We start from the raw sequence: 26,267 nt of genomic DNA on the forward strand, positions 1-26,267 counted from the left end.
ACGCCCACGATCCTGACGATCCTGGGCGTGATCATGTATCTGAGGATCGGCTGGCTGGTCGGACACCTGGGGCTCTATCGCATTATCATCATCGTCATCCTGGCCAACGCCATCACGTTGGTCACCACCCTCTCCTTCTCCTCTGTGGCAACCAATATACGGGTCGGTGTGGGCGGCGCCTATTACATCATATCCCGCAGCCTTGGGCTGGAGATCGGCGGCGCCATCGGCCTGCCCCTCTATCTGTCGCAGGTCTTTTCCGTTACCCTCTACGCATACGGTCTTGCCGAATCCTTGCGGTTCGTCTGGCCTGAGATTCCCGTGCAGACGGCCACCTTCGTGATCATTAGTGCCGTGGGTCTCCTGTCCATGGCGGGTGCCCGGCTCGCCCTGAAGGTGCAGATCCCCGTCATGGTCCTGATCGGTGTATCGCTCCTGGCCCTTGCCGCCGGCACGCTGTCACAGGGGTGGGGGAAACCGTTCCCTCTCGATTATCATTCCGGCGACCTGGGATTCTGGATCGGGTTCGCCATCTTCTTCCCGGCCGTCACGGGGGTGATGGCGGGCCTGGGCCTCTCGGGAGACCTGGAAGACCCCGGACGCTCCATCCCCATCGGGGCGATAGCGGCGGTACTGACCGGTTTTACTATATACCTCATCGTTCCCATTCTGCTTTTTATAGGTGTCGACGCAAAGGAGCTCCGCGGTAACGTCCTCGTCTGGCTTTCCCTTGTCCCCCTTGGAGCCCTGCTGATACTGCCGGGCCTGTGGGGGGCCATCTTTTCGTCGGCGGTCGGTTCCATGCTGGGTGCTCCCCGCACGCTCCAGGCCCTGGCAAAGGACCACCTGGCCCCCCGGTTCCTGGGGTGGACGACGGGGGACCGGCGGGAGTTGCTTCCGGGACTCGTTCTTTCCCTGATGATCTCCCTGGGGGCCGTTTTTCTCGGCGACCTGAACGCCGTGGCGACGGTGGTCACCGTGTTTTTCCTGACCACCTACGGCATGATCAATATCGTGGCGGCCCTCGAGACCCTGAGCGGCGATACATCATGGCGCCCGAAACTGAAGGTTCCCTGGGCCGTCAATCTCGCCGGCGGGATCGCCTGCATCGCCGTCATTTTTCTTATCAACGCCGTAGCGGGTGTCATTGCCATCATCTTTGAGCTGTTCCTCTGGCTTCTCCTGTCGAAACGGCATCATACCGCCCGGTGGGGGGACGCACGGCGGGGGATATACGAATCACTGATCCGCTGGGCCCTCCTGCGCCTTGCCGACCGGCCCATGAGCGCCCGGAACTGGCGGCCCCACGTCCTTGTCTTCGTGTCCGATCCCGTCGCGCACCTCGACCTGGTCAGGTTCGGCAACTGGTTCAGCCAGGACCGGGGTATCGTGACCGTCTGCCACCTGATGGTGGGAGACCTGCTCCAGGATGACGTCGACATTATGGAAAAGCAGCAGGAGATCCAGAGGCTGCTCAGCGGCGAGGGGCTTTCCGTCTTCGCGGAATTCCATGTCATGGAGAACATCGTGGAAGGTATCACCGATGTTTCCCAGGCGAACGGAATGGCTGGTATCGAGAGCAATACCATTCTCGTGGGATGGCCGAAGGAGCGCCCGTTGTTCATCGATTTTCTCAAGGTGATGCGCCGCCTTGAAAAACTGAAAAAATCCTTCATCATCGGTCGGATCAAGCCGCGGTACCTGTTCCCCCGCGAAGGGGTGGAACGGACGATCCATGTGTGGTGGGGCGGCCTCAAACAGAACGGGGACCTCATGCTGCTGCTCGGGTATCTGCTCACCCTCAATCCGGAGTGGGATGATGCGCGGATACGGGTCCTGAGCGTTGCCTCCAGCGAACTGGCAAAGACCAACACTGAGCGGTACCTGGAGAAACTGCTGCCCGAGATCCGGATCAAGGCGGAAGCGCAGGTCTTTCTGCGGTCACCGGAGAAAAGCATCCGTGATCTGATCCATCAGGAAAGCGCCAATGCCGAGGTCGTCATCTTCGGCCTCGCCATGCCGGCGCCCGGGGAAGAGGACGCTTACGCCCAGCGTCTGGAAGATCTGGCGGGTGACCTGCCGGTCGTGTTCTTCGTAAAAAATTCAAGTGTTTTTATCGGAGAACTCCTGCAGCCGAACGGCGAAGAAGAGGATGAGAAAAAAGGAATCGCCGCCGTGGAACCGGAGCGGTGACCGGGAGACCGGCCCGGCATTCCCCGGGACAGGTTCATTCTATTCCCTGCCACCCGGATTCTGTTTCATCGGCCGCCTGTTCTTGTCAAGCTCCATTTTCCGCAGGCGGATGTTCAGGGGTGTTACTTCCAGGAGCTCATCCTCGGCGATGAACTCGATGCACTGGTCCAGCGACAGGCGGCGCGGCGGCCGCAGTGAGACGGTGGCCTCCGCCGTGGAACTTCGCACGTTGGACAGATGTTTTTCCTTCGTGATGTTCACGTTCAGGTCGCCGCTCCGGTTCCGCTCACCGATGATCATGCCGCCGTACACCTCCGTGCCCACATCCACGAAAAGCTCGCCCCTGTCGGCCATGGCGATGCTGGCATAGGTGGTCACCCTGCCGGCCCGGTCGGCGACCAGGGCGCCGTTCGCCCGCTGGGGAATAGGCCCGAACCAGCGCTGATAGCCGTCGAATATCGTGTTCATGACGCCGGCGCCCTTGGTGTCGGTCAGGAAATGACTGCGGAAGCCGATCAGGCCCCGTGACGGTATGATGAATTCCAGCTTCGCCCGCCCGCTTCCCTTGTTGATCAGGTTGGTCATGCGACCCTTTCGCTCCGCCAGTTTCTCCGTGACGATACCGATGAACTCTTCCGGAATGTCGACCAGCAGCCGTTCCGTCGGCTCAAGGATCGTTCCCCCCTCTTCCCTGACGATCACCTGCGGCTTGGAGACCATGAATTCATACCCTTCTCTGCGCATGGTTTCGATAAGGACCGCCATCTGCAGTTCTCCGCGGCCGCAGACCTCGAACATGTCCCTGCGGGAGAGGGTCCTGATCCTCAGCGCCACGTTGCGCAGCGCCTCACGTTCAAGGCGTTCCCGCAGGTGGCGCGAGGTCAGGAATTTTCCTTCCCTGCCCGCGGGGGGACTGTTGTTCACATAAAAGATCATGGATACCGTGGGTTCGTCGATGGAAATGCGGGAAAGCGGGCGGGGGGACTCCGCCGATGAGATGGTGTCGCCGATGGCCATGGCCGCCACTCCCGCCACGGCGATGATGTCTCCCGCCTCGACACGGTCGACGGATACCCGCTTCAGACCGTTGAAACTGTATAGGGCCGAAAATGTTATTCCCGGAATGATCTCCTCCGCGCCGCACAGGGCATAGGTCCTGTTCATCTCAAGGGTCCCGTTCGTCAGGCGGCCGATGGCGAGTTGCCCCACGTACGGGTCATAGTCAAGATTGGTGATCAGAAATTGAGGGACCTCGGAATCATCCGCCTCGGGCGCCGGAATGGCGGCAAGGATGCTCTCGAACAGGGGCCGCAGGTCATCGGCACCGTCGTCCGGATCGCGATGGGCCACCCCCGTTTTTGCGTTCGTGTAAAGGATCGGGAATTCTATCTGTTCTTCGCTCGCATCGAGGTCGATGAAAAGGTCGTAGATTTCGTTCACCACCTCGCCGATCCGGGCGTCGGGGCGGTCTATTTTATTAACGACCACGATGATGGGAAGCTTTCTGGCGAGGGCCTTGCGCAGGACGAAACGCGTCTGGGGAAGGGGACCCTCGCTTGCGTCGACGAGCAGCAGGACCCCGTCAACGAGGTTCAGACTGCGTTCGACCTCGCCGCCGAAATCGGCGTGACCGGGGGTATCGACGATATTTATTTTCACGCCGCCGTACCAGATGGCCGTGTTCTTGGCCATGATGGTGATCCCGCGTTCCCTTTCGAGGTCCATGGAATCCATGACCCGCTCCATAACATCCTGATTTTCCCGGAAAATACCGCTCTGCTTCAGCATTCCGTCCACCAGGGTGGTCTTCCCGTGATCCACATGGGCGATGATCGCGATATTTCGAAAGGTTTCTTTGCGCATGTCCTTTTTCCGTTTCTTTCGCCGGCACCGGCCGGATCGAAAGACGCCTTGTAGCAGAAAGCGGGGGGAATAACCACTCGTTTTTTTACTCGACCGGGGTGATGATGAGACCCGCCGCAAAGAACGGTGCTCCCCGTAGCGGCTTCAAACGTGCGTTTCCCCCCGTTACGGGCAACCGGTTGTTGACAAATGTCCGGATCAGTGCGACAGTGCTCGGGGTTTACCGGGATGTGATCCACCATGATTTTTCATTGCGAGGCGAAGGAACAATAATGGGCGGGACCGTTCATTATGCTGATGTTCAGGGGATCACCGTTGTTTTCGCCGAAAGCCACCTCTGGCCGAATCCGGCGAATCTTTTTGTCATCCCCGATACAAACGGGTTTTCCATGATCGATGTGGGAGGAGGAGGAACGTCGGGGCGGGACCACCTTCATGCCGCCCTCGAAACACTGCACCTTTGTCTTGAAGACCTCCATACGGTCGTCCTTTCTCATGCGCACCCCGATCATATGGGCGCGATGAAATATGTGCTCGAGGCGGCCGCGCCGCGGGTGTACGTTCACACCCGGGATGTTGGATCATGCCGGGACCCCTCGAAATTGCATTATTCCTTCGATATTCCCCTTGCAAAGGATGTCTACGCACAGCGGGATCAGCACCAGGACTTTGATCTCTTTCGTTTTTTTGATGACTTCGGCTGTTCCATGTGCGCCGCTGACGAGGTCGAGGGAATACACGAAGGGGACATTCTCCGGTTGGGTGATCTCGCCTTTGAGGTGCTCCTGACACCCGGCCATGCACCGGGCCATATCTCCCTGTTTGAAAAAAATACCGGGATCCTGCTTCCCGGTGATCTGGTCGGAATAAGCCCGGCCTGGTATACGCCCTCATCGGGCGGACTGACGGCATATCTGGCAAGCCTCGATGCAATGGAATCGAAACACGCATCGCTTCTGATCCCCTCCCATGGACCGGTCATGGAAAGAGCCTCGCACAGCATCGGCCGGATCCGCGATAAGCTGATGAAACGGGAGGCGATCCTGCTTGAAGCCCTTTCAACGGGGTCGAAGACGTTCCTGGAATTGAACGCCGCCCTCTTCCGGGATGAGATCCTTCACTTTTTTCCCGGCTGCGGCATCATCGAGAGCCACCTTATCAAGCTCGAAGGAGAAGATCGAATAGAGCGGAACGGGCTGGGGCCGATACGGCTGCGGTAAAGAAATTCGTGACGCCGATCTAACGGATTATGGATTATGGATTACGGATTACGGGTTAATAGGATTAAGGGATTGCGGGATTATGGGGTCAGCGGTAGCGCCGGACCAGTTCGTACATGGCCCGCGTTCCGAATTCCAGCGCGTCGATAGGTATGCGTTCATCGGCGGCGTGTATCTTTTCAAAGAAGTTGAAATCGGGGGAAAGGTTCATGGGGGTGAACCCGTAGGTTTGAATGCCGAGCCGGCCGAAGAAACGTCCGTCCGTCACGGCGGGCAGCAGCATGGGAAGGGGTGTTCCGTCAGGGTCCGCGTCGCGCAGGATCTGTCCGAGGGTATCGAAGAGCCCCATGTCGATCGTGTCGGGACCGGGTTCGAAGGAGACCACCTTGATATCCATGTCGGTTCCCGCTATGTGCCGGAACTCTTCGAACATGTCCCCGGGAGTGAATCCTGGCAGGAGCCGGCAATCCAGATCGATGAATATCTCACTGGGGATGACATTGTGCTTGTTCCCGCCGTGGATCATTACGGCGCTGACCGTGTTTCGCAGCAGCGGGCAGAGGAACTGGCGCTTCTCGCCGAGGAGGTTCAGTATCACGTTCGTCATCGGGGGATGGAGCAATTGCTTCAGCACAAGATTTTTCGGAAATGGGAGGGCCGATACGATCGTTTCTATCATGCTCCGTGTCACGGGTGTCACGTGTACCGGAAGCATGTGCCGGTCAAGAGCATCGAGCAGCCGGGCCGCTTTCGCCATGGCCCCGCCTCTGATGGGACGGGCGCCGTGACCGCCGGGGCCGTGGAGCGTCACCCGGATATGGCAGGATTGCTTTTCCGAGACCTGGACCGGATAAAGTTTCCTGCCGCCGATGTACAGGGAAGCGCCGCCGAACTCTCCGATGGCGTACCTGATGTTCTCAAAATAGTCTCCGTGGTGTTCAACCAGATATCGTGCCCCGTAATGTCCGCCCGCTTCTTCATCGCTCAGAACGGCGAGAACCACGTCCCCGGCGGGCGTGAATCCCTCGGCTGCCGACCTGAGAAGGGCGCAGAGCATCATAACAACAGCGCATTTCATGTCGAGCGCGCCGCGACCCCAGACCGCCCCGTCGGCTACCGTTCCCTCAAAGGGAGGGTGGGTCCATTTCTGGCCTTCCGTTGTGACCACATCCACATGGCCGTACAGCATGAGAGGCGGGGAATCGCCCCTTCCCTTCAGCCGCGTGAGCAGGTTGGGCCGGTTCTCATCCTTTCCCACGAGCCGGGTGGAGAACCCGGCGCCGGTGAGCAGTGCGTCGATATGGTCAACGCAGGCCTTTTCGTTTCCCGGGGGGTTGGTGGTGTCGAAACGGATGAGGTCCCGCAGCAGAGCGGCGGGCTGTTCCCAGATGTCCTGCCTGTTTCTGAAGGAAACCATGAAAAACGGCCACCTTTCCTATCGTAATCCTGCCGGTATGAACATGGACTGCCCGTCCCGGTCGACGCACTTGACGCGGCATTTGCTTCCTACCACCGGAGGATCGGTGCGGATGACCGTGATGGTCCCCGGTTCATTCCGGACGGTCATTGACTGGTCGAAGGCTTCTTCGTTCCACCGGGTGTCCAGAAAAATGTAATGCTGTTTCTCTTCGTGGCACCGGCCTACGAAACGGCTCGCCAGATACCGGGCGGCGACATCGTATTCGGCCAGCGAATCCAGGTACCGGGACCGGTCGATACCCTTTTCCTCCATCATCCGGAGCGCAATGTACTGCGGGCAGATATAGGTCAGTCCCGCTGTCTGGAACCATTTCGGGAACAGTTCAAAAGGACGTACAATGCCGCCGGACCACTCCTGAAAACTGTTATCAACCAGAAAATGCAGGGTGAATCCCCGTTCCACAAGTTCCCCCGTGAACACGGCGGCACTCGCTTCGAGGAACTGGAACAGGGCGTCATCGACGACAACGATCTCGCGATTCGCCGCCTTGTAAAGTTCATCCACCATAATGGAGGCAAGGGCGGCGAGATGTTCGTCACTGAGGTCGGCCGTGTGAAGCACGACGGCTGCCCTGATGGCCGACAGTTCCAGGTCCCGTTCGGAGGGCCTGTGTCTGGCCAGTTCGCGGGAACGGCGGTACACGGCATCTTCCCTCTGGTCCCAGTATGCGAGGAGAAATTCCGACACCGCTGTCTTCCTTCCCTGCGCCGCGCGGCAGGACCCGACCCGCCGCGGTTTTAACATTGCCGTTCATGACCACATATACAGGAGTCTTTCCTTCTGTCAATGTCGAAGTGGCCGTTCCTTCCGGCGCCGTCGATCACTTTTGTGTCGCCCCGCGTCCTGATTTATGCTATTAGGCGTGAAAATACAAAAGGAGGGTGTTTTATGTCTGAAACGAAATTGGGGAATCCCGCGGTCGTGGGGCTCGCGGGGTTCGGTCTGACAACGCTCGTGTTGCAGTTTCACAATGTGGGGTGGTGCGGTGCCGGTCCGGTCGTTGCCCTGGGGCTGATCTTCGGGGGGTTGGCGCAGATGATCGCCGGATTGCAGGAAATGAAAACGGGTAATAATTTCGGCTACAGCGCTTTCACCACGTACGGAGCCTTCTGGATATCGCTTGCCGTTATTCTCCTTTTGAACCACTTTGAGATCTACAAGGCGAACACCACCGATGTGGGATGGTTCCTGGTGGCCTTTACCATCTATACGGCGATCATGTGGATCGGCTCGATGAGGATAAATGGGGCCCTCGCCATTACCTTCACGCTCCTGCTGATCGGGTTCATCCTTCTTGATTTCGCCCACTTCGGGCATCCGTCCCTTACGAAGATCGCCGGTTACGAACTGATGGCCTGCGCCCTGATGGCCTGGTACACAATGGCGCACATTATCCTGGGCGATGTCTTCGGGAGAGATGTCCTCCCGGCGGGCAAACCCTGGTTGAACTGATAAAGTGCCGGAAAAGGCCCGCGGGCATACATCGGCGGGCCTTTTTCTTTTTGAGGAGGCGGGTTATGTTATTGAAAAAGATCCTGATCGTGTCGGCGGCAGTGCTTGCCTGCCTGTGTTTTTCCGGGCCGGCGGCGGCGGCGGAGATACAACCGGCGGAAGAATTCGGGAGTCTTTTTGATGCCGTGGAGATGGAACGGGTCTTCCAGGATTCGAAAGCATTTTGCGACAGTCAGCCGAAGTACCCGCCCCGTGAGATCATGCAGAGTTACCGCCTGCTCCTGGAAATATTCGTAACGAAGCATTTTGATGTTCCCTCCGATGTTCCGGGAACGTTCAAAAGCGACCCTGCCATGCCGGTGGAGGAGCATATCGGCCGCCTCTGGCCGTTTTTGACCCGGCAGCTTGAAACGAAGGATGGGTCATCGCTCATTTCACTTCCTCACCCCCACATCGTGCCGGCGGGGCGATTTCGAGAGGCCTATTATTGGGACAGTTATTTCATCATGCTCGGCCTGCAGGCCCAGCGGCGCGTCGACATGATGGAAAACATGGTTGACAATTTCGCGTACCTGATCGATATGATCGGCTTTATTCCCAGCGGCAACCGCAGTTATTACAAAAGTCGCTCACAACCGCCCTTTTTCTCCCTCATGGTGTCGCTTCTCGCCGAAGAGCGCGGAGATGCCGTCTATGAAAAATATCTTCCCTTTCTTGAAAAGGAGTACCGCTTCTGGATGGACGGTGCTGAAAAACTGGGTCGTTCGAACAGGGAGGAACGCCGGGTGGTGCTGATGCCCGACGGCGGGATCCTGAACCGTTACTGGGATGACGATCCATCGCCGCGGCCGGAATCATATTATCAGGATGTCATGCGCGCACGTGACAGCGATCTCGACCCGCGGGAACTCTACCGGAACATCCGCGCGGCCGCGGAATCGGGGTGGGATTGCAGTAATCGATGGCTTGCCGCCGGCTCCGGGCTTGACACCATCCATACCACCCATATTATCCCGGTGGACCTGAACGCGCTTCTCTACAATCTTGAGATGACCCTCTCCAAGGCCCACGGTATCGCGGGCGACCGCAAGAAGGAACAGTATTACCGGTATATGGCGGAGCAGCGGATGTCGGCGGTAAACACCTATTGCTGGGACAAGGAAGACGAGTTTTACCGGGACTATGATTTCAGGTTGGAAAAACAGACCCCCGTTCTCTCCCTGGCCGGCATGTTTCCCCTGTTTTTCAGAATGGCCGACGAGGACCAGGCGGAGGCCGTCGCCGATCGGATCGAGGACGAGTTCCTGGGTGCGGGGGGGCTGGTAACGACGCTGGCCCTCGGGTCCCGGCAGCAGTGGGATGCTCCCTACGGCTGGGCGCCGCTCCAGTGGATCAGTGTTCAGGGCCTGCGGAACTATGATCACAAGAAACTGGCCGGCACGATCGTAAAGCGCTGGGTGGAGCTCAATCGAAAGGTATATAAAAATACCGGGAGAATGATGGAAAAGTACAACGTTATCGATACGACGCTCGCCGACGGGGGCGGTGAGTATCCTGATCAGGACGGCTTCGGCTGGACCAACGGCGTGTTCCTGAAAATGGTGTCGGAGGGGACGGGCAAATGATCAACTGGTGGTGTGTTTCCCGGTTTCGCTACCAGTAGCGTATGTTCCCCGTGTCGATGTGGACAAAGTGATTGCGCCGGTAATAGCCGACGCCTCCCGACCTCAACTGTACCGCCTTCTTGCGCAGGGTGGAGAGCGCGACATCAGGCAGGTACACATCAACAGCCTTCCCGGCTATATGGAGGCTGTTCCGGGCCACCTTCCGGCCGATCTTCCGCAAATATTCGTTCGTTTCACGGGTCCGATATGCCGAGACAACATGATAGGCTTCCTTTGTCTGCACGCCTGATTGGATTGCGTGAAGCAGGTCGAAAAGTTCCGGATCGATGCGCGTGACCTCCCCGGTCCGGTAGTCGCGAAGTATGCGGTTGAGCATCTCCAGGGATTCCGGCAGGTAGATACCCCGGGACCGGTAGACATCCTTGAAAAACTCTCCCGTATGGGTGTTGTAAATGTAGAGAAAGCAGTCCTTCTGCGATGACGGGGCCGTCGTTACGGCCGAAAGGACGGGACGTGGTATGTGAAGGATTGCGGCCGCCAGAAGCGTTGTCTTGAGAAAAGAACGGCGGCTGCACGGCTCGAAAAATGCCGCTACATCATTAAAGGTGCCGTTTTTCACCGGTCTCTTCTTCAAGTCAGCAGAATACCCTTACATTTCAAATAGTTACATCACTTCAGGCGCATGGTTCCGAATCGATCGGTTGCGTTCTTATAACAGAAAAACCGACCGATTACAAGAGTTTATATTGAGGGTACAAAGGAAAAGAATACGATCAGAATCCGGGTGGTTTTTCATGGAGGGCGGCGCTGAGAATGGTGTCCCGTTCATAGATGTCCTCCCGGAAATTCACCTGTCCGTTGTCATCCACCCAGGCCGTCCAGTAGAGAAGGTGAACGGGCACCTGTTTTTTCAGTTTGATCTCACGGCGTTTTCCGGAAGCGATGGTTTCTTCTATTGTTTTGCGGTTCCACGCGGGCTCTTCACAGAGAAGAAACTCTGCCAGATCCACGGCCTTTTCGATACGGATACACCCGGAACTGAATCCCCGCCGTATGTTTTCGAAGAGCTCCTTCTGCGGGGTATCGTGCAGGTACACGTCGAATTTATTGGGGATCATGAACTTGATTCGTCCCAGAGGATTCAGGGGACCCGGATCCTGTTTCAGAAGGTAGGGGAAGTTGTATGCCTGATAGGTTTCCCAGTTCACCGTGGCGGGATCGATCTCAGGAGCATCGTGCCGCCAGCTTTCCAGGACATGAATATTTCTGTCGGCAAGGTAGCGGGGGTTCCGCAATATCTGGGGGATGATGTCTTCGACGGCGATCGTTGCTGGCACGTACCAGGCGGGATTCAGTATGACCGATGTTATGACGCTGCTGAAAATTGGGGTCCGCCGGTAATTGGTTCCCACAATGACCCGCATGGCACGTTCCACCACCCGATCCCGGTATGCCTGCAGGGTAAAATCGGCGATATTGACCATGATGTATTCTTCACCAAAGTCTTCGGGGAGCCACCGCCAGCGCTCCATGTTCAGGATGATCTTTACCACCAGGTCTTCTGCCGGGATATTGAGGCGTGCCGTCGTCACCGGACCGATGACGCCGTCTTCCAGAATACCGTGGCGTTTTTGATAACGCCGGAGGGCCTGCTCGAACTCCTTGTCGAACACGGTCGGGTCTGCGGGATCGTTGAGCTCCAGGTCCCCCGTCCGGAGCAGGTGCTCCCTGATCGACGGAACGCGTTCGTCCCGGTCTCCCCGTTTCAGTGCGGGACCGGCGGGAACGGGCGGCCAGCCACCGCCAATGACGATCTCCCGGTATCGCGCCAGGGCCGTTCGCAGGAGCCGATACCCCTCATGGGGAGGGTTCATGCTGTCCAGGGTCGATTCGACATCGAAGGATCCGATGGCGGTGTTCAGAAGATGCACGGGATCAGCCTCGCGGGTCGATCCGTTCCAGATGATATATGTGATCTCGGGACTGACCCTGCCGGAGAGAAGGTTCGACGCGCAGGCGAAGAAGGCGTCCGTCAGCAGGATGTCAAGGTCCACGAAGAGATCGTAACTGCTGACCAGGGATTCGCTGTCATGAACGAGCGAGAGAAGCTCCTCGATGCGGGCTATGTGGTAATCATCAGGCCGCAGGCCGTCCCCGGACACCCTTCGTATCCTCGCGATCAGGGCGTCTGCCTGCGTGGAGATCCCCGTCTGGTCGAACCAGGCCGGCCTGAAGTCCCGTTCCTTGTAAAAACGGTGAAGAAGAAGGGGGTCACACAGGATCGCCGCATTGCCTGCGATTTCAGGAGAGAGCACGGGCCTGTCGAGCCGGGTTTGCAGGCCGTCCCGCAGGTGTGCCAGAAAATACCCGGCGACGGCATCACCGCCGTACAGCAGAAATGCGGCGCTCAGTATGATCACCGCCGCTCGAAATCGCCCGATACCCGTCACAGATAGTCCTTTTCCCCTCTCGTCATCGGTGCCGATAACGCTTTGTCGGTCGTGCCGGTGCAGGTTAGCATAGTCGGGAGCCCTTCTTCAAGCGGAGTCACCAGGCGCGGGAGGAAACAACCGGTAGGCTCCGGGCGTGATTTATGCTATGAAAGGGGCACCGCCCGGATCCCTCAGTGGACAGGGGGGCATGCTACGGTGGGAGAGATCATGATGAAGGAAGGATCCGTTTTTTTCAATGCCGGGACCATCAAACTCGAGGGGCTGATGGGCGTTGCCGGAACCGTAAAGGGGGCCGTTGTCACCCATCCCCATTCGCAGATGGGAGGCAGCATGGCCAACAACGTGGTCTCCGCCATGGTCGCCGCGTTTCAAGGCAAAGAGTACCGGACGCTTCGGTTCAACTTCCGGGGGGTCGGCCGGAGCGGGGGCTTTTTTGATAACGGCATCGGTGAACAGGACGATGTGGCGGCGGCCTGTGCCGCTCTCCGGAAGACGGGGGCCACGGAACTCGTTCTCTCGGGATATTCCTTCGGGGCCTGGGTGAACGCCCGGTTACTCGGTTCACAAGGGGGAGACTTTTCCGATGTTATCGTGGTCTCACCGCCGATCGATTTCATGGAATTCGATTTTTCTCCCCTGGCGGGCCGCTGCGGACTCATCATCTGCGGAGACCGGGACCAGTTCTGTCCTCTTGGCCCGTTGAAGGAGGCCGCGGGCGGCGTCGGTGCCCGCCTCGAGATCATACGAGGTGCAGACCATTTCTACTTCGGACATGAGCGGGCGATCTGCGAGTATCTTTCGGACTATCTGGAGAACAGTGCCCCCGCTCACTGATACCAGAGTTTTCCACCTTCTATGAACGGCGGGTCCTCCTCGTCGATGACGCGGATGATGGTGCGGTTCATCCGCCGTTTCATTTCACCGAAGACCGCGCGGTTCTTGTTCATCGACCGGGCGAACCGGAACACCTCCTCAAGGAGATGCTCCTCCGTGTCGCAGGCCTTTGTAATGACATGATGTTCCTCGAGGACCGCCGCCGTCATCCTGATGCCCGTATATTTCAGTTCTTCAAAGAGGTGACGCGGGACGGCCTTTGCCGTTATCTCGATCATTCCCGGCAGGAAGGGAATACCCAGATCGACCTCGGGGAACCGGGCGAATCCCCGGTCTTTCCGCATGAACCTGAAATCGCAGGCGCAGGCGAGCACCAGGCCGTTCGCCGCCACATGTCCGTTTATGGCGGCGATGACAGGCAGCGGATAGACGAGCATGGTTTTGAAAAGCTCATTGAGCGCGTAGAGAAACTCCCGGACCGAGCCCTGATCTCCTTCGGACAGCCGCTCCGCCACCCAGTCGACATCGACGCCGACCGACCAGTAGCAGGCGTCACTTGAGGTGAGAACAACGGAGGTGACCGCCGGGTCCCCGAGGATCTCGTCGAAAGTACCGCACATGTGCCGGGCGAAGGCAAGGTTGTGCCGGTTCTCACCCCGGGTCATGGTGACGACAGCGACGGTGCCGTTCCGCTCCCATATCGCTGTTTTCATTGGCCGTCGTCCTTTTCGACGCCGAAAAGCCGGGCGGCGTTCCTATAGAGCCACTTGTCCTTGACCTCTTCCTTCAGGGGAAGCTCCCTGACGCCGTCCGCCAGTTCCTTGATGCTTGCCCCCATGAACAGCCACGTGGAAGCAAAGAGGATCCGGTCCTGGAGAATGGAATTCCCGAACTTCATGAGCGGTTCCCAGCCGCTTCCCGGCATGGCCAGGTATTTCGGGATATAGGAGGCTATGTCAATGTATATGTTGGAGTTTCTCCATGCCACGGCCACCATTTCATTTACCCAGGGCCATCCCCCGTGCCCCGCGATGATCTTCAGCTCGGGGAAGTCCTGGGCGACGAGATCGAGATAGATGGGCCGTTCCACTTCCATGGTGTTAGTGGAATAATTGATGGAAAGGTGAAACCACACGGGGATGTCCAGTTCGACGCAGGTCGCATAGAGCGGGTACATTTTCGCGTGATGGGGAGGGATGCCGAACATGAAGGGGCGAACGGCGATGCCCCGGAGCCCCAGGTCGTAACTTCTCCTGATCTCCCGCACCGCGGCCATTCCCTTGAGGGGGTCGATGCCGGCGATGCCGATGAATCTGTCGGGATAGTTCCGGACCACCTCTGCGTAATAGTCGTTGGGCAGCCCGGGGATGCCGCTGGGGGTTTCCTCGTCGAGCTTGAAGATGACGGCGCGCTCGACACCCATGGTGTCGAGCTGCTCAACGAAGGCATCGACGGACATGGTAAGCGGCCGCATCTTCGGTGCGATCGCCTTTCTCAGCTCGTCCACCGTGAGGGACACTTTCATGTCGTAGAGTTCCGCGGCCTCCATCCCCAGCAGGGGACCGACCCGCGGCCCGAAAATATCCTTGAGGTAGCGTGCCATCTGGGGAGGCAGGGAGACGACCAGGTCCACCATGACCTCTTCCGTCGGGAGATAGCAGAGCGCGTCGATGATCCGGTATGATCCTGCCATGGCTACTTCCCTCCCGCGGCTTCCGAGAGGACCCGCATGACCCGGGTGACCACCGTCTCGATCTGGAGCTGCCGTCCCATGGATATTTCCGGGGCAAAGGTCCTGATGATCTCAAGCTCCCTTTCGCCGGGGAGTTCCGTTATTTCCAGTTCGTCGGCCACGGGGATGTCCCAGGGGATGTCCGCAAGCACATCATCGATGGTGACCCCTGGGTGAAGGCCGGCGAGGTACATTTCCTTCGTGTCGGCGGCATACTTGAAGACCCCCTTTGTGGTGATGAGAGCGCTGGGACCGGACCCCTCGGGCATACCGGCCTCATACCGGCTGGTGCCACCCGTTACATAGCCCGGTGTTGTGAAGTAATCGAGCTTCTCCACGAACTCTCCGCCGCGCATCGTTTGAACACCTCTCATGGCGTAACCGGCGAACTCGGGCGCCCCCCCGGCCCCCATCATGCGCATTTCGAAATCCTCGGGATCGCCGATGTAACTGCTGTTCATGTTGCCGAAGCGGTCAATCTGCCCCACGCCCAGGAAGGCCACGTCGGCGTACCCGTGGTTCATGATGGTCGAAAAGATGTCTATCATGTCGCACCCGTATGTGTATCCGCGCGTGCAGCTCGGGTCGGCGATATGAAGCGGAACCTTGAAGGGGTCGATTCCCACCATCCCCGCTTCGGTCAGGATGATCGTGTTCGGTGCGTGGGTTCTCTGCGCCAGCACCCCGGCGGCCATGGGGATTCCCTGGCCGATGACCACCATCTCTCCGTCGTTGATCTCCTGTGACGCCCGGTATACGATCAGTTCGTCGATAGTATATCTGATAGTCATGATAATGCGCTCCTTTTCGTGGATTCCTTATCCTTCAAGCAAGACGCCCCGCTCGTCGAGCATCTTGAGAAATTCCGCCATGTTCACTCCCAGTTTTTCAGAATATCCCTGGTCATCCCATTCCCGAGTGAAGGGGAAGCCGTAATCCGCCGGTACGCTGGGGAACGGTTGTGCCAGCAGGCGGTCCATCTGTTTTTTTCCGAATTTCTCGAGGTAATGGGATACATATTCAGGCCGGCCGGGGATGTTGTAGATCCACTCGTCCATCCAGGCCTTCATCGCATCCGGTGAGCCCACCGAGGCATAGAAGAGGGCACGGAAGATCAGGTCATAATCATAGTATCCTGCCACTTCGGAGGGGTGGGCCCCCCAGGGACATTCCACGACGGCGCAGACCTTGTGGGCCGGTGCAATGGTCAGGTGAGGCGCGGACTGAATGACCTCCCGTTCCACGATCTTTTCCGTTGAGAGAATGATCTTCTTCGCCGCCAGGGCCGCCCACTTGCTGTTTATCATGGCGCCCCAGAGCTGGCCGTTGCCGGCCCGGTCGGCGCGCTGGACATGCATCAGGGCGCAGTCCGGATTGTATCCCTTCACGACGAGGACCGATTCGCCGTTGAAGGGGTCCCGCACTTCGCCGAAACAGTCATCTCCCAGGAGCCCTTTTCGTTTCACCACGTCCGTCACCCTGATGCCGGGCAGGACGGGGATGAAGTTATACCCCATGGCGCCGGCTTTCATCATGCTGAGCAGGGTGAAATTGGTCATTTCCTGGACGCGCACACGTTTTTCCTTCAAGGCCCGGTCAAGCGGCGGTGTCAGCCGCTTGCCGCCGACCCTGAAATTGTAGGCCAGCACCAGCCGGTCAATGATCCCTGCTTCGACCATGAGATCGATCTCCTCGATCCCGCCCTGCTGAAAGACCATGAGGTTCCGTTTGCCCGCCCTGATCACTTCATGCACCAGTGCCAGGGGCATCGCGGTGAGACAATTGGCAAAGACCAGTGAATCGCCGTCGGTGATGAATCGGTTGACGGCCTCCGTCGCCGTCATGACCTTGTCGCGTTCCATGTACTTTTCCATACCGGTCACCTCTCGTGCATCGTTGCCTGTTCGATTGTTGTATTGATTGCCGGGTCCGTTGCAAGCTCGATCCCTGGTGAATAACTCTGCACGAAAGCCGCACCCGAGTCAAGACCGGATGCGGTCCGGCCCGCATTTTTTCTTGACCGGGATCGGTATGCACGACAACGGGTCATGAGATTTCTTGACAGAATCAGGCGGGGAGGTGACGAACCGGACGACAAGACCCCGTCGGGCCTGTGGCCTTCGGATCACACGGGTGTTTTCGGGATTTTGACCATCTCTCTCTTTTCAAGGTAACGAACAGACTGGAGCAGGAGAAGATTCGCTGTGAAAACCTCCTCCTGCCCGTTTAAGCGATTCAATACATTTACCGGTGGGTTTCGACCTCAGCTGTCCGGCCCGACCCATTTGTCCGGTTTTCCATAGAGGAGAAAAAAGGCGGGATTTGCTATGTCGAAATTCCAGGCGAGACACCCAACCCCGAGATAGAGCCGGTCGTTTATCTTCCTGATCTCATCGCGCATGGAATGGTTCAGCCCTTCATTATACGCGGCATAAACGAGGTGAAAGGACTCATTCATGTCAAATCGGGAGGGACCGATGAAGGTGTCCATCTTCATCGTTCTCACCGTTGCGGCATTATACCCCTCGCCGACGGTGAAAACATTGTATCCCCATCCGGACTTTGATCCCGTGGGAATGAACGCCTTGGCCTCCCAGTGACCAGGTCCCATCATGTGGTGTGCATAAAATTCATTCATGAAGGCCTGGGTCCCTATATGGATGAGTTTTGCCCGGTATTCGCCCCGCATGCTCTTGAAATCGGGAGCCGGTGCCGCGAGAAAGAGCTGCGAGATTTCTGATTTTGGAAGAGCTTCTATATCCTCAACAGTGGCTGCCTCGGGGGATTTTTTCAAGATCCGTTCCATTGACCTGCCGTCATACCCGCCGACCCCGTTCTCAAGGATGTTGATCCCCGTCAGTACCAGATGCAGTATGATCAGCACCGCAACAAGAATCAGAATGTTTTTTACGATCTTCATGAAACTCCCTCCTTTATACCAACATCTATCCTTTTGTCTTTGCTTGTTCGTAGTACGGCATCACCTGGGGAATAAGGGCCTTAATATTTCTGATCCTGGTCTGGTCAGAGGGATGGGTGCTGATGAATTCCGGTGGTGATTTTCCGCCCTGTTTTTCCGACATCCGTTCCCAGAACGAAACGGCGCCGTTCGGGTCGTAGCCCGCCATGGCCATGAAAGTCAGGCCGAGTCGGTCCGCCTCGTTTTCCTGGAGACGACTGTACGGCAGGATGAATCCTACCTGGGAACCGAGACCGAATGCTATCATCCAGAGCTTTTTCGTTTCCTCCGGCTTGTCCGAGAGAGCGACGGAGAGTGCCATGCCGCCCAGTTGAACGGCCAGCATCTGGCTCATCCGTTCACTGCCGTGCTGGGCGACTGCATGACCGATCTCATGGCCCATGACGACGGCAAGCCCCTGTTCATCCTGGGTATAAGGAAGAATGCCCGTGTATACCACGACCTTACCGCCGGGCATGCACCAGGCATTGATCTCCTCGCTCTCTATGAGGTTGAATTCCCATTCGAATTCCTTCAGTGTGGAGGACATTCGGTTCTCGGTAAAATATTGTTCCACCGCTGCCTTGACGCGGCCCCCCACCTTGTTGACCAGCGCCGTCTGCTGTTCATCGGTACTCACGGTGTGTGCCTTAAGGAATTCGTCATATTGCTGGAGGCTCAGAGACAGCATGGTCTGTGCTGGTATCAGGTTGAGCTGTTTTCGTCCGGTTATGGGGACGGTGGTGCAGGCGAACAGAAAGAATGAAACAATGATGAACACACAGATAATCCGGGCTCGTTTTGTCATATCATGCCCCTTTCATGGTGTGATCCACCGTCAGGTGCTGTTCGTAATGTCCATGTAGGAACTTTTATACCATCTTTCCGGTCATTTTGTAATGGACATTCTTTTCGACGGTATATGGTGACGGTCCGGGTTGAACATTTCATCGGCGGGTGACCCTCCTTCTCTTACGAGCGCTTCAGGTGCAGGATCGACGAAAGGGCCGTGACCACCAGGTACACCAGGCCGGCAATGACGATCGTCGTGGCCCCCGCCGGCAGGTCCGGGCCATAGCTGCAGGCGAGTCCGGCGGTGGTGAAGAACACGGTCAGCAATCCCGATATGATCATCATGTGCCAGAGTTTTTTTGAGAAATGACCGGCCACGGCGGCGGGCAGGGTAATAAGGGCGATGACCAGGACGATCCCCACAACGGTTACCAGCAGGACCACCGTGAGCGCCGTGAGACAGAGCAGCATGAGATAGTATGCATCCACGTTCAGTCCTCGAAGGCGGGCGAACTCTTCGTCGAAGCACACGGCGAGAAGCTGATTGTAAAAGAAGAGCCCGACGATGATAATGATGACGTCAAGGCCCGCGATAAGCCGCAGGTCGTCGGCGGAAACGAGGAGGATGTTGCCGAAGAGATAGCTCATGAGGTTCTCGTTATAGCCGGGTGTCCGGAAGATGAACAGGATGCCCAGCGCCATACCGACGGCCCAGACGGCACCGATGATCGTGTCCTCCCGCTGTTTCGCCCTGAGGCTGACGGCACCGATGACGAGCGCCGAGATGATTGCCGCCGCCATGGCTCCAATGAGCGGATCAAACCATTCCCAGTGGTACACCACCTGGCAGTACCGCGCGAACCCGAGACCGGCCAGCACGCTGTGGGCGATGCTTCCGGCAATGTAGGTTATCCGCCGGGTGACCACGTAACTGCCGATGACACCGCAGGCTACGCTTGCCAGGATGCCCGTCAGAAGGGCATACTGGAGAAACGTCTGCCGGCCGAGATCCGTCAGAAATTCAGACATCGCATATCCTCTTCATGGTATCGCTGTCGTGTCGCACCATTCTGACATCGGTGCCGTAGATCTCATTGATCATTTCTCCCGATATCTCGCTGGTCGGATGGACCACCACTTTCCGGTTGACGCAGGCGACGTGCTTCACGTACTGGGAGACGAACCCGATGTCATGGGTGACCAGGACGATGGTGATCTTTCTGTTCATGTGGCTCAGCATATCGAACAGTTCCGTTTCCACGGCGATATCGATGTTCGAGGTCGGCTCATCAAGGAGCAGGATGTCGGGGCTTGAGACCAGGGCCCGGGCGATGAGGACGCGCTGGCGCTGCCCGCCGGAAAGTGCCGCGAAGGAACGTTTCGTCAGCTGGTCCATTTCGACCTCTCTCAGCGCCTTCATTGCCGCCTCCCGGTCTCCCTTTTTGAAGAACCCCATCCCTCCTCTCATGCCGAGGCGGCCCATGAGGACCACGTCAAGAACACTGACGGGGAACAGGGGATCAAGAGCGGTATGCTGGGGCATATAGCCGATCCGGTGACGGGCTTTCTCGGGGATCTGCCCGAACACCTTGACGGTCCCGCGGGATGGTTTGAGGAGGCCGAGGATCAGCTTGAGGAGGGTTGTCTTCCCCCCGGCGTTGGGACCGACAATGGAAAGAAAGTCGTATTCCATGACGGTGAGGTCCACCCGATCCAGAACGGGGAACCCGTCATAGGTGAACGAGACGTTCCGAACTTCTATAACCGGCTGATCTGTCATGTTACCGCATCCTCCTTATTCCCGCTGCCGGTTCAGCGATGTCCTGATGAGCGCGGCCATCTCCTTCAGGTTCTGCAGGTAATCCCCGGAAAGAGGATCGAGGGGAACGACGGCGCCGCCGATCTCGCGGGCGATGGTCTCGGCGCCCTTTCGAGAAAACTGGGGCTGTACAAAGATGATCCGTACTCCCTCCTGCCGCGCCCTTGATATCAGTCCTGACAATTGCCGGGGTGTCGGTTCCTTTCCCTCGATCTCCACAGCCTCCTGGACCAGGCCGTAAGAGTCACAGAAGTAGCCGAAAGCGGGGTGAAAGACATATATTTTCTGTCCCCGGTAGGGTTCGAGGACCGTTGCGATCTCGGCGTCGATGCGATCAAGGTCTTCCTGGAAGGCACGGAGATTATTGGAATAGTGCTCGCTGTCGGCGGGATCGATGGCGCAAAGCGCCCGGCAGATGGTCGCCGCCTGGATCTTCACCCGTTTTGGATCAAGCCAGATATGCGGATCCGGTTCCTCCGCTTCGCCGTGGTGCCTGAAGTACAGCAGCGGCACCCCTTTCCGGGTGTCGACGATCTCCAGTTTCTTGAAATTCCTCCATATTTTCTCGATGAATCCTGTTTCGAAGGGTGTCCCTATCCGGAAATACACGCGGGAAACACCAAGGTTCGCCATCTGTTTCGGCGTCGGTTCATAGGTGGCCGGTGACTGGCCGGGACCGACGAGCACGTTGACATCGACCTTATCGGTGCCGATCCGTTCAACGAAATACGCCTGGGGCAGAATGCTGACAAATATCCTGACCGGGGTCGCCTCCGCCCGTGCCGCTCCCGGCATGCCCAGGAGGATCAGCGCCGCCATAAATATCATTGATCTCCGAGCTGTTACAAAAAAGTCGCTCATGTCCGTTCCTTGCCCGATGCCGGTCTTCCCCGCCCGGAACGGTAACGGGATCGGCATTGTTCGCACAATCCCGTGATACTGATACTGACCGTTTCGACCCGGGAAGCCGCCAGTTCTTTCCATATGTCCCCGTCGCCGAAGATGTCCTGCGCTTCGAGACAGGTCATTTTCTTACAGAGCCTGCAATAGAAATGAGGGTGCGGGGGGTTGTGGACACAGGCCATTTCGTAGAAATTGACCCCGTCGCCCGTGGGGATTTCCCTGATAATGCCCTTTTCTTTCAATGTCGTTACCGTGCGATACACGGTTACCTTATTTATGCTTTGAACATTGTTGAGTTTTTCCATCATGTGCCCGGCCGTCAGGGGCCTTTCGGCGTCGATGAGCATTCCGAGAACGATCAAACGCTGTTTCGTCAGGTTCAGCCCCGCCCGTCGAAGGCTCGAAGCGGCATCGCACTGTCCGTTATTGCCGTTCATGATGGCCTATTATACGTTTATTGCAACTCGTTTGCAAAAAGAAAAATGAGCACCCCGTTCGGCGGGTGACGAAAAAAATCTTTGTTCTTGCCCTGGCTTTGGGTTATGGTTTCAGCATTCACCGGATGCGGGGGGCGTCATGAGCGATTCCAGGGCGGATGACATGACCGTGAAAAGGAGGATATGGTTTCTCTTCCTGCTTCTTCTGACCTTCTGTGTTCCGGTGGAGACATACGGTGACGGCTGTGAGTGCCGGCATGTGAAGGTTCTTGCCGATGGTGAGTATTACCCGGCCTTGATCGATGCCATCGATGGGGCGCAGCGAACTATTACCATGGCTTTTTTCCTTTTCAAGACGAGCGGTTACGAGAAAAGTTATCCTGATACGGTCGTCCGGCACCTGATCGAGGCGGTCCGGCGGGACGTCCGGGTAACGGTCATCCTGGAGCAGGACAGCGATGCCCGTTCGTCGGTAACCGCTGATAACCGGGAAACGGCTGAACGCCTGGAAAAAGGTAATGTAACGGTCCGGTTCGACGGTCCCGGCAGGACGACGCATGCCAAGGTCGTCGTTTTTGACGACCGTTATGTCCTTTTGGGGAGCCATAACCTGACGAACTCGGCCTTGAAATACAATCACGAAATGTCCCTTTTCATCGATTCTCCCGCCGTGGCCGGCGAGGTGTTGCGGTATCTCGGGGCACTTCATTGAACCTGAACCCGTCGTATCCATTACCATTGTGCGACGTTTCGCGAGGACATCGACCTTGAGAGGAACCCATACGCGACGGTCCCTGTCGACCATGCGGGGCGGAACATACGGTGCCTTCGGAATAATAGTGATACTGCTGCTGGTGATCAGCAGCTGTGCCACCCTGTTCCCGGCCAAAGAAGAAGCGCCGATCCTTCTGCCTGGAGAGGTGCCTGAATCGGTGCGGCCCCTCTTCATCATGGCCGAGGACGCGCTGGAGGGGAAGCAGTACGACGCGGCCCTTGTTCTCTATGGTGAACTGGCGGCGCAGGTCGAGGGAGGAAAGGTCCTGTGGTGGGCCTTCCTGAGAAAGGGCCAGATCTATCTTCACCAGGGGGAATACGGCAAGGCCCTGCGCGAGCTCGACCGCGTTCCGAAACGCCGTGAAGGTGATCCGCTGTACAATGAAGCACGCTATTTCCGTGCCTTGGCGTACAAGGAGCGGGGCATGCTCGATGCGGCGGAGTCGCTGACGAAAGAACTTCTGAAAGAACCCCTGACCTCCCGTCGTAAGGCCGAGCTCGAATACCTGCGGGGCGATCTTTTCATGGAACGGGAAGCCTATGACAGGGCACTGGAGGCGTACGTGGAGGCTCTTGCCGAACCCGCGTCCGGCGAGCTTGCAGGCACCCTCAGGGGAAGGATCGAGGATATCGTCAGGAACCGCCTGACCGTGAAGCAGCGGGAAGCGGCCCTGTCCCGGTATCAGCGCGATTATCCGTCGGACATCATTCTTCTTTCACTGGCACGCTCCTACCTTGCCGCCGATGACCTTGAAAAGGCACGCCGGGCCGTTGAGACCTTTCTTTCCCGGCATGAAGGTCATCCCTTCTTTGAAGAAGGAAGGATATTGAAGGAGGAAATAGAAGCGCGGGCCTCCGTCCGTCCCTTTACCATCGGGTGCATACTTCCCCTCACCGGCGAATATGCCGCCTACGGTATCCGGGCCCTCGACGCCATCGTATTCGCGGCCGGCATCTTTGAGCCTTCGCAAAAAAGTCGCGTTACCCTGATCTTCGAGGATTCAGGGAGCGACCCCGGCAGTGCCGCCGCGGCCGTCGACAGACTTGCCGCCGACAATGTGATCGGCATTATCGGTCCACTCGGAAGCGCTCCTTCCCTTGCTGCGGCCGAGCGCGCCCAGGAGGCGCACGTGCCGATCCTTACGCTGACCCAGCTCGACACCGTTGCGGAGACCGGTGATTATGTGTTCCGCAATTCAATGACGCCGAGGATGCAGATACAGACGCTCGTCGCCTATGCCGTCGACAACCTCGGCATGAAAAGTTTTGCCGTTCTTTACCCCGACGATCCTTCCGGGATCGGAATGGTTCATCTCTTCTGGGACGAGATCGACCGCCGGGGAGGCAGGATCAGGGGGATCGAGGGGTATGCCGTGGACCAGACCGATTTTGGAGAGGAGATCAAGGCGCTGACCGGGCTTAATGTTCTTGAAGAGGGGATCGCGGCCGGCGAAGAGGTGGAGCCGATCATCGATTTCGACGCCCTCTTCGTTCCCGATACGGCGGAACGCGTTTCAATGATCGCTCCCCAGCTTGCCTTTTACGATGTTACGGCGGTCCAGCTTCTGGGGACCAGTGAATGGAACGACGCGGAACGCCTGACAGCCGCCGGCGATTACCTCGAGGGGGCCGTATTCACCGATGGGTTCTTTGCAAACAGCAGCAAACCCGAAGTGCTTGATTTTATAGATGGATTCTATGCCGCCTTCGGGAGGGAACCGGTGACGCTGGAGGCGCTGGCCTTCGATGCGACCCGCATAATGATCCGGGTCATCGAGGATCGTTCCGTCAGGTCCAGAAGTGAACTGAAGGATGCCTTGCTCAACCTGGAACGGTTTGAGGGTGTCACCGGCGTGACGAGAATGACGCCCACGGGGGATACTGAAAAGACCCTCTCCATTCTCAGGGTTCACAATGATGAGATCGTACAGGTCCACTGAAATGATGACGGGTGATGCCGATGCGGGTTCTTCTGACGAATGATGATGGAATTTACGCCGATGGGCTGCGCTCTCTGTTTAATGAACTGTCGAAGGACGCGGACTGTCTGATCGTCGCCCCGGAGACGGAACAGAGCGCCGTCGGTCACGCGATCACCCTCGCCCGGCCGCTGATGGTGAGGAAGGTGAAGCGCAACGGGCGCTTTTACGGGTATGCCGTGGCCGGAACGCCGGCGGACTGCGTCAAGCTGGGCGTCAAGGAGCTGTCTGAAAAACCGGTGGATCTTGTTGTGTCGGGGATCAACGTCGGTGCCAACGTCGGCATCAATGTCATTTATTCCGGCACCGTATCGGCGGCGACGGAAGGAGCCATCCTCGGTATCCCCTCCATGGCAGTATCCCTTGACACGAGAACGGAAACGGCCGACTTCGCCGTGGCCGCCCGGTGGGCCCGGAAGCTGGTGTCGTTACTCATGGAGAACAGCTTCACCCGGATGGTGACACTGAACGTCAACATCCCCGCCCTGCCCGAAGACCGGATCAAAGGAGTGGTCGTTACGCGCCAGGGGCGGGCCCGTCTGGTCGAGGCCTTTGAACCCCGGGAGGACCCCCGGAACAATCTCTATTACTGGCTGGCGGGGGAAACGCTCCTTTCCGAGGGCGAGGACGAACACTCCGATGCCAGCGCTCTCGCGCAGGGATTCATATCAATCACGCCAATCCAGTTCGACCTGACCCGTCTGGAGGTGCTGGATGAACTGAAGGATCGGATCGGGGCCTTTCTCTCTACCGAATGAGCAGAACGGGAATGGTGCTGTTCCTGATGACGTAGGATGTGGTGCTTCCCAGGATCAGTTCCCTGATCCTGCTGTGTCCGTATGCTCCCATGATCAGCATGTCCACGCCGGGAGTTTCCGTGAACGAGATGATCTCCTGTTCCTCCTTGCCGTCCCGGATGGTGACGGTATAGGCGGTTTCACCGCCGGAAAGGGCGGCATCGATCCGAGCCTGCAGGTCCCTGGTATGGTCAGGGTCGCCCGATATGGAAATGACTGACAGGGGCCATCCCGCTGTCCCTGCCATGTCGGCAGCAATGTCCAGGGCCCGTTCCGCGGCCCCGCTTCCGTCGTAGGCAAGCCCCAGCCCCCTGATCTCCCTGTACTCGAGAGGTGTTATGATGACCGGCTTGCCCGACATGCGGACGACCGATTCCGACGTGGAGCCGAGAAGGCCGCGGCGGATGAACGCCGTATGCTCACCCCGCTGGGCCATCAGTATGCAGTCGGCTCCCTCGGCTTCTTCGACGATGATCTCACTGACGATGCCCGTCCGTTTTATTGTTTCCGCCTCCACTCCACCGCTTCCGCAGCGGTCATGGAAGCTTTTCAGGATCGCGTCCGCCCGTTCATTCAGGCTTTTCTCGATGAGCAGGACGACGTCCTGTGAAGTGGAGATCCCCGTGAACCCTGATATATCGTCGAGGAGCGGTCCCTGGATGACCTTGATGTCGATGATACAGAGCCCCCTGATCCGGGCACCGATAGCCCGGGCGAGGTGTATGCCGTATTCCAGGGAGATCGTGCTGTATTCCGACCCGTCAGTGGGTATCAGTACCGTTTTGTCCATACTCACCCCTTTCTCCGGCGGCCGGGCACAGATGCCGGCAAAAGCAGAGCCATTTCAAACACATGGGTTACTCTACCATGAGTTTTTTTCTGAATCCACCGTTTTTGTACCACAAAAAAACGGTTTTCCTTGCGGGAAAACCGTTCTTCACGTTCCGTGGGACCG

At 57.9% G+C, this 26,267-nt stretch carries 24 protein-coding genes; 8 read left to right on the top strand and 16 right to left on the bottom strand.

Going from position 1 to position 26,267, the window contains the following annotated elements; genetic code table 11:
- On the top strand, positions 1-2,193 hold a 2,193-nt coding region (locus JXO48_07130; protein ID MBN2283647.1), incomplete at its 5' end, for a Na-K-Cl cotransporter.
- Between the two features lie 39 nt (positions 2,194-2,232).
- Here JXO48_07130 and typA read toward each other — a convergent pair.
- Positions 2,233-4,056, bottom strand: a complete 1,824-nt coding sequence (typA, locus tag JXO48_07135; protein MBN2283648.1) for a translational GTPase TypA — start codon at positions 4,054-4,056, stop codon at positions 2,233-2,235.
- Between the two features lie 272 nt (positions 4,057-4,328).
- On the opposite strand from typA, the gene JXO48_07140 reads away from it, so the two are divergent.
- Entirely contained in the window at positions 4,329-5,276 is a 948-nt protein-coding gene (locus JXO48_07140) for an MBL fold metallo-hydrolase (protein MBN2283649.1), read from the top strand.
- Between the two features lie 88 nt (positions 5,277-5,364).
- Here JXO48_07140 and JXO48_07145 read toward each other — a convergent pair whose 3' ends face one another.
- Both JXO48_07145 and JXO48_07150 read right to left on the bottom strand, forming a co-directional pair.
- Entirely contained in the window at positions 5,365-6,693 is a 1,329-nt protein-coding gene (locus tag JXO48_07145) for a M20/M25/M40 family metallo-hydrolase (GenBank protein ID MBN2283650.1), read from the bottom strand.
- An 18-nt stretch (positions 6,694-6,711) separates the two neighbouring features.
- Positions 6,712-7,443: a hypothetical protein gene (locus JXO48_07150; GenBank protein ID MBN2283651.1), complete on the bottom strand. Its 732-nt coding sequence runs from the start codon at positions 7,441-7,443 to the stop codon at positions 6,712-6,714.
- Between the two features lie 201 nt (positions 7,444-7,644).
- On the opposite strand from JXO48_07150, the gene JXO48_07155 reads away from it, so the two are divergent.
- The gene (locus tag JXO48_07155) at positions 7,645-8,208 is read left to right on the top strand and encodes an acetate uptake transporter (GenBank protein MBN2283652.1); all 564 of its coding nucleotides are present in this window, start codon (positions 7,645-7,647) and stop codon (positions 8,206-8,208) included.
- A gap of 65 nt (positions 8,209-8,273) precedes the next feature.
- Positions 8,274-9,833: an alpha,alpha-trehalase TreF gene (gene treF, locus JXO48_07160; GenBank protein MBN2283653.1), complete on the top strand. Its 1,560-nt coding sequence runs from the start codon at positions 8,274-8,276 to the stop codon at positions 9,831-9,833.
- Between the two features lie 28 nt (positions 9,834-9,861).
- Here the strand turns inward: treF and JXO48_07165 are convergent, their stop codons facing one another.
- Entirely contained in the window at positions 9,862-10,353 is a 492-nt protein-coding gene (locus tag JXO48_07165) for a DUF882 domain-containing protein (GenBank protein ID MBN2283654.1), read from the bottom strand.
- A gap of 253 nt (positions 10,354-10,606) precedes the next feature.
- The gene (locus tag JXO48_07170; protein MBN2283655.1) at positions 10,607-12,283 is read right to left on the bottom strand and encodes a L,D-transpeptidase family protein; all 1,677 of its coding nucleotides are present in this window, start codon (positions 12,281-12,283) and stop codon (positions 10,607-10,609) included.
- A 210-nt stretch (positions 12,284-12,493) separates the two neighbouring features.
- Between JXO48_07170 and JXO48_07175 the strand changes: the two genes are divergently transcribed.
- Positions 12,494-13,120 (top strand): alpha/beta hydrolase, encoded by a 627-nt coding sequence (locus JXO48_07175; GenBank protein ID MBN2283656.1) that lies wholly within the window; start codon positions 12,494-12,496, stop codon positions 13,118-13,120.
- On the opposite strand, the gene JXO48_07180 is transcribed toward JXO48_07175, so the two are convergent.
- From JXO48_07180 to JXO48_07225, 10 genes are all read right to left on the bottom strand, one after another.
- Positions 13,114-13,833: an enoyl-CoA hydratase/isomerase family protein gene (locus tag JXO48_07180; GenBank protein ID MBN2283657.1), complete on the bottom strand. Its 720-nt coding sequence runs from the start codon at positions 13,831-13,833 to the stop codon at positions 13,114-13,116. The two genes, JXO48_07175 and JXO48_07180, sit on opposite strands and share 7 nt — an antisense overlap.
- Positions 13,830-14,813, bottom strand: a complete 984-nt coding sequence (locus JXO48_07185) for an amidohydrolase (protein MBN2283658.1) — start codon at positions 14,811-14,813, stop codon at positions 13,830-13,832. The genes JXO48_07180 and JXO48_07185 overlap by 4 nt, the downstream gene beginning before the upstream one ends.
- Positions 14,814-14,815: 2 nt before the next feature.
- On the bottom strand, positions 14,816-15,643 hold the full coding sequence (locus JXO48_07190) for a hypothetical protein (protein MBN2283659.1): 828 nt from the start codon (positions 15,641-15,643) through the stop codon (positions 14,816-14,818).
- Positions 15,644-15,670: 27 nt separating this feature from the next.
- Positions 15,671-16,726, bottom strand: a complete 1,056-nt coding sequence (locus JXO48_07195) for a hypothetical protein (protein ID MBN2283660.1) — start codon at positions 16,724-16,726, stop codon at positions 15,671-15,673.
- A 389-nt stretch (positions 16,727-17,115) separates the two neighbouring features.
- The gene (locus tag JXO48_07200; GenBank protein MBN2283661.1) at positions 17,116-17,772 is read right to left on the bottom strand and encodes a hypothetical protein; all 657 of its coding nucleotides are present in this window, start codon (positions 17,770-17,772) and stop codon (positions 17,116-17,118) included.
- A gap of 25 nt (positions 17,773-17,797) precedes the next feature.
- A complete protein-coding gene (locus JXO48_07205) occupies positions 17,798-18,619 on the bottom strand; it encodes a M48 family metallopeptidase (protein MBN2283662.1) in 822 nt (273 codons plus the stop codon).
- A gap of 164 nt (positions 18,620-18,783) precedes the next feature.
- The gene (locus JXO48_07210; GenBank protein ID MBN2283663.1) at positions 18,784-19,632 is read right to left on the bottom strand and encodes a metal ABC transporter permease; all 849 of its coding nucleotides are present in this window, start codon (positions 19,630-19,632) and stop codon (positions 18,784-18,786) included.
- Positions 19,625-20,383, bottom strand: a complete 759-nt coding sequence (locus JXO48_07215) for a metal ABC transporter ATP-binding protein (GenBank protein MBN2283664.1) — start codon at positions 20,381-20,383, stop codon at positions 19,625-19,627. The genes JXO48_07210 and JXO48_07215 overlap by 8 nt, the downstream gene beginning before the upstream one ends.
- Positions 20,384-20,398: 15 nt before the next feature.
- Positions 20,399-21,283 (bottom strand): zinc ABC transporter substrate-binding protein, encoded by an 885-nt coding sequence (locus JXO48_07220; protein MBN2283665.1) that lies wholly within the window; start codon positions 21,281-21,283, stop codon positions 20,399-20,401.
- Positions 21,280-21,762, bottom strand: coding sequence for a transcriptional repressor (locus tag JXO48_07225; protein MBN2283666.1), 483 nt, complete (start codon positions 21,760-21,762; stop codon positions 21,280-21,282). Before JXO48_07225 ends, JXO48_07220 begins: the two co-directional genes overlap by 4 nt.
- 139 nt (positions 21,763-21,901) lie before the next feature.
- Here JXO48_07225 and JXO48_07230 point away from each other — a divergent pair, with 139 nt between their 5' ends.
- From JXO48_07230 to surE, 3 genes are read left to right on the top strand one after another with little or no spacing between them, the layout of a single operon-like run.
- Positions 21,902-22,474 carry a phospholipase gene (locus JXO48_07230; GenBank protein ID MBN2283667.1) on the top strand — a complete coding sequence of 191 codons (573 nt, stop codon included), beginning with the start codon at positions 21,902-21,904 and terminating at the stop codon, positions 22,472-22,474.
- Between the two features lie 55 nt (positions 22,475-22,529).
- Positions 22,530-24,476 (top strand): penicillin-binding protein activator, encoded by a 1,947-nt coding sequence (locus JXO48_07235; GenBank protein ID MBN2283668.1) that lies wholly within the window; start codon positions 22,530-22,532, stop codon positions 24,474-24,476.
- Between the two features lie 20 nt (positions 24,477-24,496).
- On the top strand, positions 24,497-25,273 hold the full coding sequence (surE, locus tag JXO48_07240; protein MBN2283669.1) for a 5'/3'-nucleotidase SurE: 777 nt from the start codon (positions 24,497-24,499) through the stop codon (positions 25,271-25,273).
- On the opposite strand, the gene JXO48_07245 is transcribed toward surE, so the two are convergent.
- Positions 25,263-26,102 carry a universal stress protein gene (locus tag JXO48_07245; protein ID MBN2283670.1) on the bottom strand — a complete coding sequence of 280 codons (840 nt, stop codon included), beginning with the start codon at positions 26,100-26,102 and terminating at the stop codon, positions 25,263-25,265. The two genes, surE and JXO48_07245, sit on opposite strands and share 11 nt — an antisense overlap.
- Between the last annotated feature and the right edge of the window lie 165 nt (positions 26,103-26,267).

Source organism: Deltaproteobacteria bacterium (assembly GCA_016933965.1).
Classification (GTDB): Bacteria; Desulfobacterota; Syntrophia; order Syntrophales; family UBA2210; genus JAFGTS01.